General features: G+C 66.8%; 11 protein-coding genes. 4 read left to right on the plus strand and 7 right to left on the minus strand.

Annotation, left to right across the window (positions count from 1 at the left end):
• Positions 1-8: 8 nt before the first annotated feature.
• The 3 genes from mnmE to ACZ5V4_RS15270 all read left to right on the plus strand — a co-directional run bounded on the left by mnmE (position 9) and on the right by ACZ5V4_RS15270 (position 3,250).
• The gene (mnmE, locus tag ACZ5V4_RS15260; protein ID WP_464315727.1) at positions 9-1,400 is read left to right on the plus strand and encodes a tRNA uridine-5-carboxymethylaminomethyl(34) synthesis GTPase MnmE; all 1,392 of its coding nucleotides are present in this window, start codon (positions 9-11) and stop codon (positions 1,398-1,400) included.
• Between the two features lie 66 nt (positions 1,401-1,466).
• Complete coding sequence (locus ACZ5V4_RS15265; RefSeq protein ID WP_464315728.1) at positions 1,467-1,760, plus strand: hypothetical protein; 294 nt, start codon at positions 1,467-1,469, stop codon at positions 1,758-1,760.
• Positions 1,760-3,250 (plus strand): ABC transporter substrate-binding protein, encoded by a 1,491-nt coding sequence (locus ACZ5V4_RS15270; RefSeq protein WP_464315729.1) that lies wholly within the window; start codon positions 1,760-1,762, stop codon positions 3,248-3,250. The genes ACZ5V4_RS15265 and ACZ5V4_RS15270 overlap by 1 nt, the downstream gene beginning before the upstream one ends.
• A gap of 268 nt (positions 3,251-3,518) precedes the next feature.
• Here the strand turns inward: ACZ5V4_RS15270 and ACZ5V4_RS15275 are convergent, their stop codons facing one another.
• From ACZ5V4_RS15275 to ACZ5V4_RS15305, 7 genes are all read right to left on the minus strand, one after another.
• The gene (locus ACZ5V4_RS15275) at positions 3,519-4,112 is read right to left on the minus strand and encodes a Swt1 family HEPN domain-containing protein (RefSeq protein WP_464315730.1); all 594 of its coding nucleotides are present in this window, start codon (positions 4,110-4,112) and stop codon (positions 3,519-3,521) included.
• Positions 4,105-4,734 carry a DUF5343 domain-containing protein gene (locus tag ACZ5V4_RS15280; protein WP_464315731.1) on the minus strand — a complete coding sequence of 210 codons (630 nt, stop codon included), beginning with the start codon at positions 4,732-4,734 and terminating at the stop codon, positions 4,105-4,107. The genes ACZ5V4_RS15275 and ACZ5V4_RS15280 overlap by 8 nt, the downstream gene beginning before the upstream one ends.
• Before the next feature lie 250 nt (positions 4,735-4,984).
• Positions 4,985-5,386 (minus strand): S1 domain-containing protein, encoded by a 402-nt coding sequence (locus ACZ5V4_RS15285; protein WP_464315732.1) that lies wholly within the window; start codon positions 5,384-5,386, stop codon positions 4,985-4,987.
• A 280-nt stretch (positions 5,387-5,666) separates the two neighbouring features.
• A complete protein-coding gene (locus ACZ5V4_RS15290; RefSeq protein ID WP_464315733.1) occupies positions 5,667-6,794 on the minus strand; it encodes a sensor histidine kinase in 1,128 nt (375 codons plus the stop codon).
• Between the two features lie 147 nt (positions 6,795-6,941).
• Positions 6,942-9,182, minus strand: coding sequence for a ribonuclease R (gene rnr / locus ACZ5V4_RS15295; protein WP_464315734.1), 2,241 nt, complete (start codon positions 9,180-9,182; stop codon positions 6,942-6,944).
• Positions 9,182-10,480: a GGDEF domain-containing response regulator gene (locus ACZ5V4_RS15300; protein WP_464315735.1), complete on the minus strand. Its 1,299-nt coding sequence runs from the start codon at positions 10,478-10,480 to the stop codon at positions 9,182-9,184. The genes rnr and ACZ5V4_RS15300 overlap by 1 nt, the downstream gene beginning before the upstream one ends.
• Entirely contained in the window at positions 10,477-12,261 is a 1,785-nt protein-coding gene (locus ACZ5V4_RS15305) for a sensor histidine kinase (RefSeq protein WP_464315736.1), read from the minus strand. Before ACZ5V4_RS15305 ends, ACZ5V4_RS15300 begins: the two co-directional genes overlap by 4 nt.
• A gap of 89 nt (positions 12,262-12,350) precedes the next feature.
• On the opposite strand from ACZ5V4_RS15305, the gene ACZ5V4_RS15310 reads away from it, so the two are divergent.
• Entirely contained in the window at positions 12,351-12,710 is a 360-nt protein-coding gene (locus ACZ5V4_RS15310) for a hypothetical protein (protein WP_464315737.1), read from the plus strand.
• Positions 12,711-12,743 lie beyond the last annotated feature (33 nt).

A 12,743-nucleotide genomic window follows, 5' to 3' on the forward strand; every position in this document is an offset into this window, starting at 1 on the left:
GGATGGCGATGACGGACGTTTACGACACCATCGCGGCCGTGGTCACACCGCCCGGGCGCGGCGGGGTGGGCATCGTGCGCCTAAGCGGCGCCCTGGCCCTGCGCATCGGCGAGGCGATTTTTTCCTCCCCCAGGCAGGGCTTCACCGGCCTCAAGCCCTACCGGCTGCACCACGGCACGCTGAAGGACGCCTCGGGCCGCCGCCTGGACGACGCCCTGGCCGCCTTCATGCCCGGCCCCGGCTCCTACACGGGCGAGGACGTGGTGGAGTTCAACTGCCACGGCTCCCCGGCGGTGCTGCGCTCGGTGCTGGCCGCGTGTCTGGCGCTCGGCGCGCGCCCGGCCCGGCCCGGGGAGTTCACCCGGCGGGCCTTCATGGCCGGGCGCATGGACCTGAGCCAGGCCCAGGCCGTGGCCGAGCTGGTGGCCTCGGACGGCCGGGCCGGGGCTGAGCTCGCGCTTGCGCGCCTGGAGGGGCTCATGGCCCGGCGCGTGGGGGAGATCAAGGCGCGCCTGGAGGAGCTTCGCGTGCACATCTGCCTGGCCGTGGACTTCCCCGAGGACGAGGTGGAGTGCATGGAGCCCGAGGCGTTTCTTGCGGGCCTGCGCGGCGCGTCTTCGCGCATCGAGGCCCTGGTCGAGGCCCACGGCCGCGCCAGGCCGTTTCGCGAGGGGGCGCTGGCCGTGCTGGCCGGGCCGGTGAACGCGGGCAAGTCGAGCCTCATGAACGCCCTGGTGGGCCGGGAGCGGGCCATCGTCTGCGACGCCCCGGGCACCACGCGCGACTACCTGGAGGAACAGCTGGACCTGGACGGCCTGCCCGTGCGCATCGTGGACACCGCCGGGCTTCGGGACACCGACGACCCGGTGGAGCGCCTGGGGCTTTCGCGCTGCCTGGACCTGGTGGGCCGCTCGGCGCTGACGCTTCTGGTGCTGGACGGGGCCAAGGATTTCGACCCTGGGGAGCTCTCCTCCGAATGCGGCGAATTGACGGCGGACCCGGCCAAGGTGCTCGGCGTGGTCAACAAGTGCGACCTGGCCCCGGCCGGGCGCGACCCGGCGCGGGAGCTGGCCGGGCTGGGCGTCGAGGCCGTGCGCGTGTCGGCGCGCACGGGCGAGGGCCTGGCGGAGCTCTGCGCGCGCATGCGCGAGCGGCTTCTGGGCGGGGAGGGCCTGGCCCCGGACAGCGAGCCCGCGCCCAACGACCGCGAGTGCGCGCTTTTGCGCGAGGCCCTGGCCGAGCTCGCGGCGCTCGCGCGCGAGGTGGAGGCCGGAACGCCCCCGGACCTCCTGGGCGTGCGTCTGGAGGCCGCCTGCGGGCTCCTGGGGGAGATCACCGGCGAGATCACCCCCCAGTCCGTGCTGGACGCCATCTTCGACGGCTTCTGCATCGGAAAGTAGAGGCGCGCGATTTTCCGTTTTCTTTTCGCCGGGTCCGGACTATAAACAGAGGAGGAGGCTTCCGGCATGCAGGAACTGGCCGCGGACTACCTTGAGCACTTCTCCCTGGAGTTCGGGGAAGAGGTCCGCGTGAGCCTTTCCGACACGGCCCCGGAAGACCTTCACGAACTCGACCGGCTCATCCGGGACAACTTCGGCCCGGACAGGCTGACCTGCGTCTACGAGGCCCTCTGCGTGGCGGCGGAATCCGAACTGCCGCACTGCGCCGAGGTTGACGAAAAAGTCTGCCCCCTGGACATCTATTTCGTTGTCATCGACTTCCTGGGGGCCAAGGCATACCCAACGCACGGAGGCGTTTGATGCATCTTCGCGCCCGCCTGGCGGGAACAGTCCTTCTCGCCCTTTGTCTGACCCTGGGCATGGCCCTGCCTTCCCGCGCCCAGGACGCTCCGGCCGCTCCGGCCGCGCCCGCCAAGGCCGCGCCGAAGCCGGCCGCCAAGCCCGCGCCCAAGGCCGGGGAAGTCGTGCCCTTCGACCAGGCCCCGGCGGAAGCCCCGGCCGCCGCCGCGCCCGAAGCGCCCGCCAAGCCCCAGCCCAAGGGGGCCAAGGCCCCGGCCGCCGACTCCCAGGCAGAGCCCGCCCAGGCCAAGGGCCCCAAGTCCCAGCCGCTGCCCGCCCGCGCCAAGGGTTCCCCTGGCAGGATCGTGGTGGGCGCGCTCCTGCCCCTGACCGGGGGCCACTCCAGCCAGGGCCAGAGCTCCAAGGTCGCCATGGAGATGGCGGCCGCGGACCTGAACGAATACCTGGCCGAGGCCGGTTCCCCGGTGCGGGTGGCGCTCCAGATCGAGGACACGGGGTCGGCCAAGGCCAAGGCCCTGGAGAAGATCAAGGCCCTGGCCGTGTCCGGAGTCCGGCTCGTGGTCGGCCCCTACACCGACGACGAGGTGGACGCGGTCATCGATTTCGCGGGCAAGAACGGCATCCTGCTGCTCTCCCAAGGCAGCGCCGGGCCGTACCTGGCCAAGCCGGGCGACGCGCTGCTGCGCTTCTCGCCCTCCGACGCCTTCCAGGCCGAGGCCCTGGCCGTGCTGGCCAACCAGGAAGGCTGCACCCAGCTCATCCCCATCTGGGAGGGCGACATGTACGGCGACGAGCTCATCACCCACGTGAAGGGCCAGTTCGCCAACCTGGGCGGGCAGGTGCTGCCCGGCACGCGCTTCAGGCCCGAGGTGTCGCAGTTCGGCTCCTACGTGGCCGACCTCAAGGCCCAGATAGATAAGAACGTGAAGGACAAGAAGAAGCTGGCCATCCTGGTGGCGGCGCGCGGCTCCCAGACCGCCGGGATCCTGCGCGAGGCGGCCAAGCTGGCCGGGCTCGAAGAGGCGCGCTGGTACGGCGGTGACGACTCCGCCCTGCGCGGGGCCATCATCCAGGACCAGGCCGTGGCCCAGTTCGCGGCCAAGGTGCGCATGGCCTTCGCCCGCTACGGCGAGACCGGCACGGAGCTCTACACCGCCCTGGAGAAGCGCCTCGAGGAACGCATCCAGGCCTTCGTGGATACCCAGGCCCTGGTGGCCTACGATCTGGTCTGGCTGGCGGCCCACTCGGTGATGGCCTCCGGCGACGACCCGGCCGCGCTGAAAAAGGCCGTGCCCGCCACGGCGGAGCGCTTCTACGGGGCCACCGGCTGGCTGGCGCTCAACGAGAACGGCGACCGCCGCGAGGACTACGACTTCGATTTCTGGACAATCAAGGGAATCGACGGCAAGTTCTACTGGGTGAAGACCGCCCGCTACCAGTTCGACCCGGGCAGCGTGAAGCAGCTCATCGTCAACGCTCCCGAGAAATAGCCCCGGGCGCGCGAGCAAATCGAAAGCCCCCAGCCGGACCGTCCGGCTGGGGGCTTTTTTCGTGGCTGAGAGGACTAGGAGCGTGGGGTAATGGTTGCTTCTAGCAAGAAAGGGCGGCGGAGCTTGTTAAGTACTGTTCTCCCTGTTGCCAGCACGAGAATCCTGTGCGCGACGATGTATCGATAGTAACAATAAAATCATGTTGTGTTTGTTTTTTTCGATGGGTGAAGCTGCTTTTGTGCTTGGTGCAATGAGAATTTTGATACGTTTAAATTCCAATCACCTTGTTCCAGTCAGATATGTACATGTATACCCTTTGGAACTCAGACGGTTGAAGCATTCTGTTGTGGGCAACAAAATTGCGTGCTTTCTCAAGTTCATTCATTCGTTGACGTATCCAATCTTGGCTTGGAATCATGTCCTTAAAGTGTTCCCAGTTTTGGATTATTATCGCGGATATTCCGCTGAAGTCAACAAATTCAAGTGTTTCTTCTTTTGATCCTTCAAGCCACGAATCAGTTTCGGCAGTTATTTTGCGTGATTCTGCGGTTTTTTTTATGGTTGAAGGGATTGCCGATGAGTTCCACCAGTCTTTGCCGATTTTTTCCTCTAAAGTATCTCGGATCAAAGAACGCATTTCGTTTTCAAATGCATGTAACACTGCATAAAGTCTCGCCATCTCAAGGGCTTGGTTTCGACGTTGAATACTGAATGGTGCAAGTGCCTCATGCAGTAAACTTTCTTCTGTCGAGACGATGTCAAGTCCAACATTGATCCCAGCTTTTCGGAAGTGCTCAGTCTCGGATTCAAACAACAATCCCCGAAAGACAAAGTCTCTGATTTCTTTGGATGATTTAGTCAATGATGTGGTTCCTGAGTGACTTGAATATGGCGTTGTATACCTCAAGATCTTTTGTTGCTGGGAGATGTATTTGTATATTGTAGTTTAATTTTACTTTGCTGCTCGGAGTGCTTTTTTCAGGTGCTGCCTGTGGGGTGTCGTTTGAGGTTTCACCATTATTCTCTTGCTTGTTGGTTTGTTTTGTATCTTCCTTTTTGTATAATGTGTCTTTGTCAGATATTTCAACAAGGGCTAGGAATGTGCTGGCAGCGCGATTTGATGTAATTTCAGACATGTTTAGAGAGCTTTTGAATTTTCCTGCTATTGCCTTGAAATCTGCTCTGGTTGGCTGGCTTTTGATTGTAAATAAATCAGAATATGCTTCTTTTACTGCTTCAGCAAGTACAGTCTTCCATTTGGTCTCGTCTAGAAAGTCTTTGTAGCGCGATGTTGGGACTCCATCAGATGTCAAAAAACCTAGTCCTTTTAAAAGTGGTATGAAAGCCATATGGTTTGAGGATTTGAATCCGATATCCTTGAGGAACTCACGGTTGAATTTTGCAGGAGCTTGTCCCTCTCGAATAACTTGAAACAAGTTGCTGATCTGTTTGGATACTTGGATGGCGACGTTCAGGAGCGCCATAAGGACCTCCGATTATTCGCGTGTGATTTTCTTGTGTGTCGATCGTGTATAGAGTCGTATGTCACTGGTTGCGCACAGAGTCAAGGGTTGCCCGACGATTAAAACGGTAGGACGGAGGGCCACTGTTTGATGGCAAGCAGGTTCGCTACAACAATGAATATTTGATTGCGCAAGTCATTGTTGAGTGGTTGCGCTGGGCTAAAGAATTAGGGCAGCGGAATAGGTGCCGTGCTGGGCTTTATCTGCTGGTTTAATCCAGTTTGTCAGAGGGCCACTTCTTGGCGCGGGTTTCCTGCGCTGTGCGTGCTTGCCGCGCTGCTTGCGGGGCAAGCCTTCCTCGCCCTCGCACAGGGTCAGGTTGATCTCCAACCGCCTCAGGTTCACCTTGGTGAGCTCCACGCGCACCCCGGTGGCCCAGGCTAAAGCGCCTGTCCGTGTGCTGGCCCAGGAGTTCCTGGCGCTCGGGGAAGAAGGCGTAGTAGTCGACGGTGATGGTGAATGGCGGGGCCATGCCCTCGACCAGCACGTTTGTGAACTCTACCCAGAAGCCAAAGTCCGAGAGCGAATTTATCCACCCGTCGACGCGCTGGCCCACTTTGTCGCGCAGGACAAGCTTGGTCAGGCGCTTGGGAATCTTACGCTTGGCCTCCATGGCCACCTGCTCGCTGCTGCGGCGTTGACCTGCCGGGCTAGGGCCTCCTCCAGCATAGGTATCACGCGAGTGATGCACGCGCGCTTGGCCTCGTCGCCGAAGATGAACGTCCGGTTCACCTGGGCGTAGGTTAGGCGGGCCTTGCTCTCGATCACAGCCGGGAAGAAGTCGTTCGCCCCGGGCGCGCGAGCAAATCGAAAGCCCCCAGCCGGACCGTCCGGCTGGGGGCTTTTTTCGTGATGCCGCCTGGCGGGCCGCGCGGAAAGGCGGCCGCCGGAGTTCAGTCCGGGCAGGGAGCGCAGGGCAGGTTGACGTAAAAGGCCGCGCCTTGGCCAGGGGCGGAGTCCGCGCAGATGGACCCGCCGAAGAGCTCCACCAGCCCCTTGACGATGGCCAGCCCGAGCCCGGCCCCCTGGCGGCGTTGCTGCGGGTCGTGGCAGAGTTGGGAGAACCGGTCGAACAGGGCCGGGGCCTGGGCGGGATCGAAGCCCGCGCCCGTGTCCGTCACGCTCACGATCACGTTCACGAGTCCGTCCGGCCTGGGGGCGTGGTCCAGGCGCACGCCGGCCGCGCCGCCCGGCGCGAACTTGATGGCGTTGGAGATGAGGTTGCCCAGGATCTGGCGCAGCTTGCCCTCGTCGCACATGAGCGCGCGCGGAAAGCCCGGGCAGGTCTCCAGGTCCAGGAAGACACCGCCGCGCATTGCCTCCTCCAGGTGAAGCCCCGTGACGGAGTCGGCCACGGCGGCGACGTCCGCCGGGGCGGTGCGAAGAGTATCCCTGCCGGAGTCGAGCTTGGCGAAGTCCAGGATGTTCTTGGCCAGTTCCAGGATGCGCTCGCAGGACTCCGAGGCCAGGGAGACGAACTCCTCCTGGCGCTCGGTCAGGCCCTGGCGGCGCAGGAGCTGGAGCGTGCCGATGACGCTTATGAGCGGGGAGCGGATGTCGTGGCTGACCACGGAGAGGATGTTGCGGGTGAGCTCCCGGGCCTTTTTCCCGGCCTCCCGGCCCGCCTCGCGGCAGCCCACGCACAACGGAGCCTCGGCGCGCGGGGTGATGGTGCCTTCCAGCCAGGAGGGGCGGCCGAACTTGTCCAGCACGGTGGTCCCCGTGACCGTGGCCAGCACGGGCGGCCTGTGCGCGGCCACGATCCTGCACGTTGCCGTGAACGAACCGCCCGGGCGCACGGCGCCGCGCACGCATTCGGCGAAGCCGGTCCAGTCCTCCTCGGCCACCACGCCCTTCCAGGCGAAGACCGGCTCGAGCCAGGGGCGCGCGCACTCGGAGGGTTCGCCCATGACGTAGGCCAGGCTGTGCTCGTCGAATCTGCCTCCCCCGCCGGCTTCGGTCATGAAGGGCAGCGGCGGCAGCGACCGGTCCGGATGAGGGTCGGAGGCGCTGGTGTCCAAACAGGGCTCCCCCCGGCGGCGCGCCTGACAGTACTGCGCAAGGACACCGGATCGCGAAAAACGTCTTTGCGTTATTTACAACACGTTTTTTCGCGTGGCAAGGGAAATGCGAGCTGGACCGGGCCGGTCGGAATTTCGGCCGGCCTCTCAGCGCCTCTTGCCTTGCTTGCCGCCCTTGCGCGGGGGCGCGGATCTGGGCGCGGGCTTTTTGCGCTGGGCGAGCTTGCCGCGTTGCTTGCGGGGCAGGCCCTCCTCGCCTTCGCACAGGGTCAGGTTGACCTCCAGGCGCCCCAGGTTCACCTCGGTGAGCTCCACGCGCACCGCGTGCCCCAGGCTGAAGCGCCTGCCCGTGTGCTGGCCCAGGAGCTCCTGGCGCTCGGGGAAGAAGGCGTAGTAGTCGTCGGTGATGGTGGAGAGCCGTACCATGCCCTCGGCCAGCACGTCGGTGAGCTCCACCCAGAAGCCGAAGTCGGAGAGCGAGCTTATCACGCCGTCGAAGCGCTGGCCCACCTTGTCGCGCAGGAAGAGCACGGTCAGGCGCTTGAGGATCTCGCGCTCGGCCTCCATGGCCACGCGCTCGCGCTGGCTCACGTGGTCGCAGGCGTTCTGCATCCTGCGCGCGTTCACGGGCGCGGGCAGCCCCAGTAGCGTGGCCTTGAGGCCCCGGTGGACCATGAGGTCGGCGTAGCGCCTGATGGGCGAGGTGAAGTGGCAGTAGCACTCCGAGGCCAGACCGAAGTGGCCCTGGTTCTGGGTGTGGTACTTGGCCTGCATCATGGCCCGCAAAAGGAGCCTGCTGGCCAGAAACTCCATGTCCGTGCCGTGCGCGGCGGCCAAGAGCCCCTGGAGCGCCTTGACCGAGGGCTCGGGCGGCAGGCTCGCGGCCAGGTCCGTGCGCCTGAGCACGGAGAAGAGCGTCTCCAGCTTGTCCGGGTCCGGCTCGGGGTGGATGCGGTAGGGCAGGGGCTGGCCGCGCTCGGTGAGGAAGCGGGCCACGGCCTCGTTGGCCGCGATCATGAACTCCTCGATGATCTGGTGCGCGAAGTGGCGCTCGCGCGGGCGGATGTCCTCGGTCTCGCCCTGGAGGTTCACCAGTATCTCGGGCTCGGGCAGGTCGAAGTCCAGGCTGCCGCGCTCGCCGCGGCGGGCGTTGACCTGCCTGGCCAGGGCCAGGGCCTCCTCCAGCATGGGCATCACGTGGACGATGCCCGCGCGCTCGGCCTCGTCGCCGAGGATGAGCGCCCGGTTCACCTGGTCGTAGGTCAGGCGGGCCTTGCTCTCGATGACTGCCGGGAAGAAGTCGCTGGCCCCGGGCACGCCCGAGGAGGAGAACTCCGTCCGGGCCACCATGGCCAGCCTCGGCACGCGCGGGTTCAGGCTGCACAGCCCGTTGGAGAGCGCCTCGGGGAACATGGGTTCCACGGACTGGGGGAAATAGTACGAGTTGCCGCGCGCGAGCGCCTCCGCGTCCAGGGGCGAGTCCTCGGGCACGTAGTGGGCGACGTCCGCGATGGCCACCCAGAGCCTGAAGCCGTGGCGCAGGCGCTCCACGAAGATGGCGTCGTCGAAGTCCCGGGCCTTCTCGCCGTCGATGGTCACGAAGTCCATGGCGCGCAGGTCCTCGCGCCCGGCGAAGTCCTCCTCCGAGGGCGCGGCGGGCAGCAGGGCGGCCTGGTCCAGGCAGGCCTCGGGGAAGGGGCCGGGCACGCCGTGGTTCAGCTTCACCAGCCGCTCCTGCACGGCCACGTCGGTTTCGCCGCCCAGGTATTCGGCCAGGGTCCCGGCGTAGAGCTGGTGGTCGAGCTTTTCGCCCGGCTCCAGGGTGAGCACGTCCCCGGCCGAGGGCTCTATCCCGTCGCGCCCCGTTTCGAAGAGCAGGGCATGGGAATGGCGGGGGTCGGTGGGCCTGCACAGGTAGATGCCCTGGCGGATGCGCCGCTCCACGCGGCAGGGCATGACGGGAAACCCCCGCTCCAGCACGCGGGCCACGCGCCCCTCGGCGTTGGGGCCGCGCTGGCGGGTGACGGCCACGGCCACGCGGTCGCCGTGCCAGGCGTCGCCGAAGTCGCGCGGGTTCACGAAGATGTCCTTGCGCCGCTTGTCGTCGCAGAGGACGTAGCCCACGCCCGAGCGCTGGATCTCCAGCTTGCCCGTAACCAGGTTCATGCTCTCGGCCAGGCCCCAGGCCCCCTGGAGGCGGATGATCCGGCCCTCGCGGGCCATGGCCTCCAGGATGTGGGTCAGCTTGGCCTTGTGGAGCTTGGGCGCCCCCAGGGCCTTGAGCACGTCCTTGACCGTCAGGGGCTTGTTGCGCTCCTTGAAGAGCCTGAGCACCGAGGCCTGGTCCAGGGCCGGTTCGCCTGATTTCTTTCTGCCGTGTTTCGCCACTAGGCCGTCTCCACTTTGTTTCGTCCGTTCTCCTTGGCCTTGTACAGCGCGGAGTCCACCCGGTCGAGCAGCGATTGCGCGTCGTCGCCCTCGCGGGCCTGGGCCACGCCGAAGCTGCACGTGAGCGCGATCCCGCCCGGGAAGGCGAAGCGCGCCACCGTGGCGCGCAGGCGCTCGGCCAGGTCCAGGGCCTCGTCCAGGGGGGTGAGCGGGGCAAGCACCAGGAACTCTTCGCCGCCCCAGCGCCCCAGCGCGTCCGTGCCCCGGATGCCCCCGGCCACCACGTGGGCCAGGCTCGAGAGCACCTGGTCGCCGGTGTTGTGCCCCCAGGTGTCGTTGACGAGCTTGAAGTGGTCGATGTCGAAGAGGATCAGGCTGAGCGGGGTCCTGTAGCGCTTGAACCGGGCGAGCTCCACGTCCAGCGACTCGCCCAGCCCGAAGCGGTTGGCCACGCCCGTGAGGCTGTCCGTGGTGGCCCGGTGCAGCAGGCGCACGCGCTCGCGCTCCAGGGGCGTGATGTCGGTGAGCGTGGCGATGGTGCGGCCCAGTTCCTCGAACTTGCGCACGTTGATCCAGAAGGTGCTGCCCTGGCCGCAGCTTTGGCCGGGCGAGGGGAAGCAGGCCCTGGCGCGCCTGTCCCCGGCCTGCGCCACGTGGTCGATCCAGGAGAAGTCGCCCAGGGAATAGGCCCGCCCGTCCACGTGGATCTCGCCGGCATGCGCGGCCTTGCCCGAGAGCAGTTCGTCGAGTGTCTTGCAGCCCACGAACTGGAGGAACGTCTGGTTGGCGTAGTCCACCGTGCCGCGCGACGCGGAGAGGATCATGTGCGGGTTGATGTCCAGGAGGTAGCTGAAGAGTTGCCTGCGGGCCTCCTCCTCCTCCTTGCGGGCCAGGGCCAGGCGCGCGTTCTTGTAGAGGACGGGCCGCAGCGCGTCCAGGCTCACCGGCTTGGACACGTAACCGTCCACGCCCGCCTCGATGGCCCGCTGCAGGTACTGCTCGTCGTTGTGCGCCGTGGCCGCGATCACGGGGGTGTCCGGGGACTCGGCCTTGATCGCCGCGGTCATCTCCAGGCCGCCCATGCCCGGCATGTTCAGGTCGGTGAGGACCATGTCCGGCCGGTGCTCGCGGAACGCCTGAAGGCCCTGCTCCCCGTCCTGCGCGGAGACGACCTCGCCCACGAGGCGCGCGAGCACCCTGGTGAGTTGGTGCAGGGTGAGCGGGTCGTCCTCCACCACGAGCAGGCGCGCGCGAGAGAGGGTCTGGTCCTGGGCGTCCCGGACGTCCGCGGCGTTCATGCGTCCTCCCCGCCGGGGACGGGCGCGTCCAGGGGCAGGCGCACGGTGAACTCCGCGCCGCCCTCCTTGTTGGCGAAGGCGATGCTGCCGCCCATATGGTCCTCGATGATGCGCCTGGAGATGTAGAGCCCGAGCCCCGTGCCCTTGTCGCGCAGTTTCGTGGTGAAGTAGGGGTCGAAGACGCGCGGGGCCGCGTCCTCGGGAACTCCGCCGCCGTCGTCGGCCACCACGAGCACGGCCTCGCCGCCCTCGGTGGCCGTGCGCAGCGTGATGCGCCCGTGCCGCCTGCCCGAGGCCGCCACGGCGTCGCGGGCGTTGGCCAGGAGGTTCAGCACCACCTGGGAGAACTCGCCCCGGTACCCGGAGATCCTCGGCGCATCGGAGAAGTCCGTGGCCACCTTGATGCCCTGGTGGGCGAGGCTCGCGCGCACCAGGCTCAGGGCCTCGCGCGCGGGCTCGTCCAGGGGGAAGTCCTGGCGGGTCTTGTCGGGTTTGAAGAAGTTGCGGAAGTCGTCGATGGTCCGCGACATGGAGTTCAGTATCTCGCGGCACTGCCTGTCGTAGGCCTGGGCCTGGGCCTCGCCCAGGGAGCCATCCGAGGCGTCCAGGGTCATGTTGGTCACCAGGAGCCCGAGCGAGTTCAGGGGCTGGCGCCACTGGTGGGCGATGTTGCCGATCATCTCGCCCATGGCCGCCATGCGCGATTGCTGCACGAGCAGGGCGTCCTTGCGCCTGTTCTCCCGGGTGGCCTCGGCCACGCGCTCCTCCAGGCTTTCGTTCAGGGCCTGGAGCTCGGCGGTCACGGCCTCGAGCTCGGCGTTGGAGGCGCGCAGCTCCTCAAGGGCCTGGCGGTGCGAGGTGACGTCGCGCGCCATCACCATGAGCCCCCTGGGCTGGCGGGGAGGCCCCACGGCCTTCTTGAGCACCTCCAGGGCGGCCTGGCCGCCGTCCGGTCCCTGCTTGACCAGGCAGTAGCCGGTGCTGCCCAGGATCCAGGCTGCGGCGTCGGTCTTCAGGCGAAGAGCCGTGGGCACGCCGTCCAGGTCGACGTCCGGGCCGGGGCCGGCTCCGGTCATGCCCTCGTAGGCCTCGCCGGGAACCCCGTGCGCTGTGAGCCACGCACGGTTCGCCACGAGCCAGCGGCCGCGCGCGTCCTTGAAGCAGACCTGGTCCGGCAGCGAGTGCAGGAGCGTGGCCAGGCGCTCCTCGCTCTCGGCCCGGGCGCGGCGCTCCTGGTCGCGCTCGCGGGCCTCCAGGGCCAGGGCGGCCAGGTCCGCCAGGGACGCGAGCAGCACCCTTCGCCCCCCGGCCCTGGCTCCCGGGCCGCTGAGGCCCTCGTGGCAGATCACGCCCGCCAGCTCGCCGCGCACGAAGATGCCCGCCGCCATGAGGTCGCGGTGGTCGCCGTCCCCGAACACGGCCCGGCCGAACCCGTCCAGGGCGTGGCCCAGCCCGGGGTCGTCCGGCGAGGCGGTGCGCCGCGCCTTGAGCGCGTCGAAGAGGGGTGCGTGGGCGAGCGCCGGCGCGGGCCTGCTCCTGGCCTGGGCCGGGCCGCCGGCGTGGGCCACGGCCAGGACCGTGAGGGAGGTCCTGGCCTTGTCCAGGAGCGCGGCGGCGGCGCGCCCGGTGCCCAGCATGTGCGTGGCCGCGCCGGCCAGCAGCCCCCCGGCCTCGTCCAGGCTCCCGGACGCCTGGGCGGGTTGCGAGGCGAGCCCGGCGATGGCCCGGCTCAGTTCCGCCAGGCAGGTGTCGAACGCGGAGGGAGGGGCGGAACCGTTCATGTCCGTGGTCCTGCGTAAGGGTTTGCCACGTTTTCTTTGTGCCAGAAATTTCATACGGTTCAAGAAAATACTTCGCGCGGAGGTAGGTGATGGACAGGCTGGAGTGCGATCTGTTCTGCGAGATCAGGCATGGGGGCGAACTCTCCTTCGAGGACCTGGGCGCGCTGGAGGACGAGATCCGCGCGAGCGTCGAGGCATTGCTCGCGCCCATGGCCCCGTCCTACGTTGATTTTCGCGTCTCGGGGGACGATTTCGGCTTCGTGAGCTCGCTCAAGGACGCCAGGGAGGAGGACCTGCGCAGGATGTGCTGGGAACTCGCCTCCCTGGTGGACCCCGGCGCCACGGGCAGGCTCGTGGCCGTGGAAGCCGGTTTCGGCCCTGTGCGTGTCTGGCGGTTCTCCGCAAAAGGTGTGGACGAATCGATAGTTGACGGGCCGGTCAGACCCTGACCGGCCATCCGGCCCCGAGCTTGTTCCTCCTGG

The sequence above is a fragment of the Fundidesulfovibrio sp. YSD1 genome, assembly GCF_055397115.1.

Coding starts and splice junctions, on each gene's coding strand:
- ACZ5V4_RS15265 (WP_464315728.1), top strand. CDS start 1,467: ATGCAGGAACTGGCCGCGGACTACCTTGAGCACTTCTCCCTGGAGTTC.
- mnmE (WP_464315727.1), top strand. CDS start 9: ATGACGGACGTTTACGACACCATCGCGGCCGTGGTCACACCGCCCGGG.
- ACZ5V4_RS15285 (WP_464315732.1), bottom strand. CDS start 5,386: ATGGAGGCCAAGCGTAAGATTCCCAAGCGCCTGACCAAGCTTGTCCTG.
- ACZ5V4_RS15310 (WP_464315737.1), top strand. CDS start 12,351: ATGGACAGGCTGGAGTGCGATCTGTTCTGCGAGATCAGGCATGGGGGC.
- ACZ5V4_RS15300 (WP_464315735.1), bottom strand. CDS start 10,480: ATGAACGCCGCGGACGTCCGGGACGCCCAGGACCAGACCCTCTCTCGC.
- ACZ5V4_RS15270 (WP_464315729.1), top strand. CDS start 1,760: ATGCATCTTCGCGCCCGCCTGGCGGGAACAGTCCTTCTCGCCCTTTGT.
- ACZ5V4_RS15280 (WP_464315731.1), bottom strand. CDS start 4,734: ATGGCGCTCCTGAACGTCGCCATCCAAGTATCCAAACAGATCAGCAAC.
- ACZ5V4_RS15305 (WP_464315736.1), bottom strand. CDS start 12,261: ATGAACGGTTCCGCCCCTCCCTCCGCGTTCGACACCTGCCTGGCGGAA.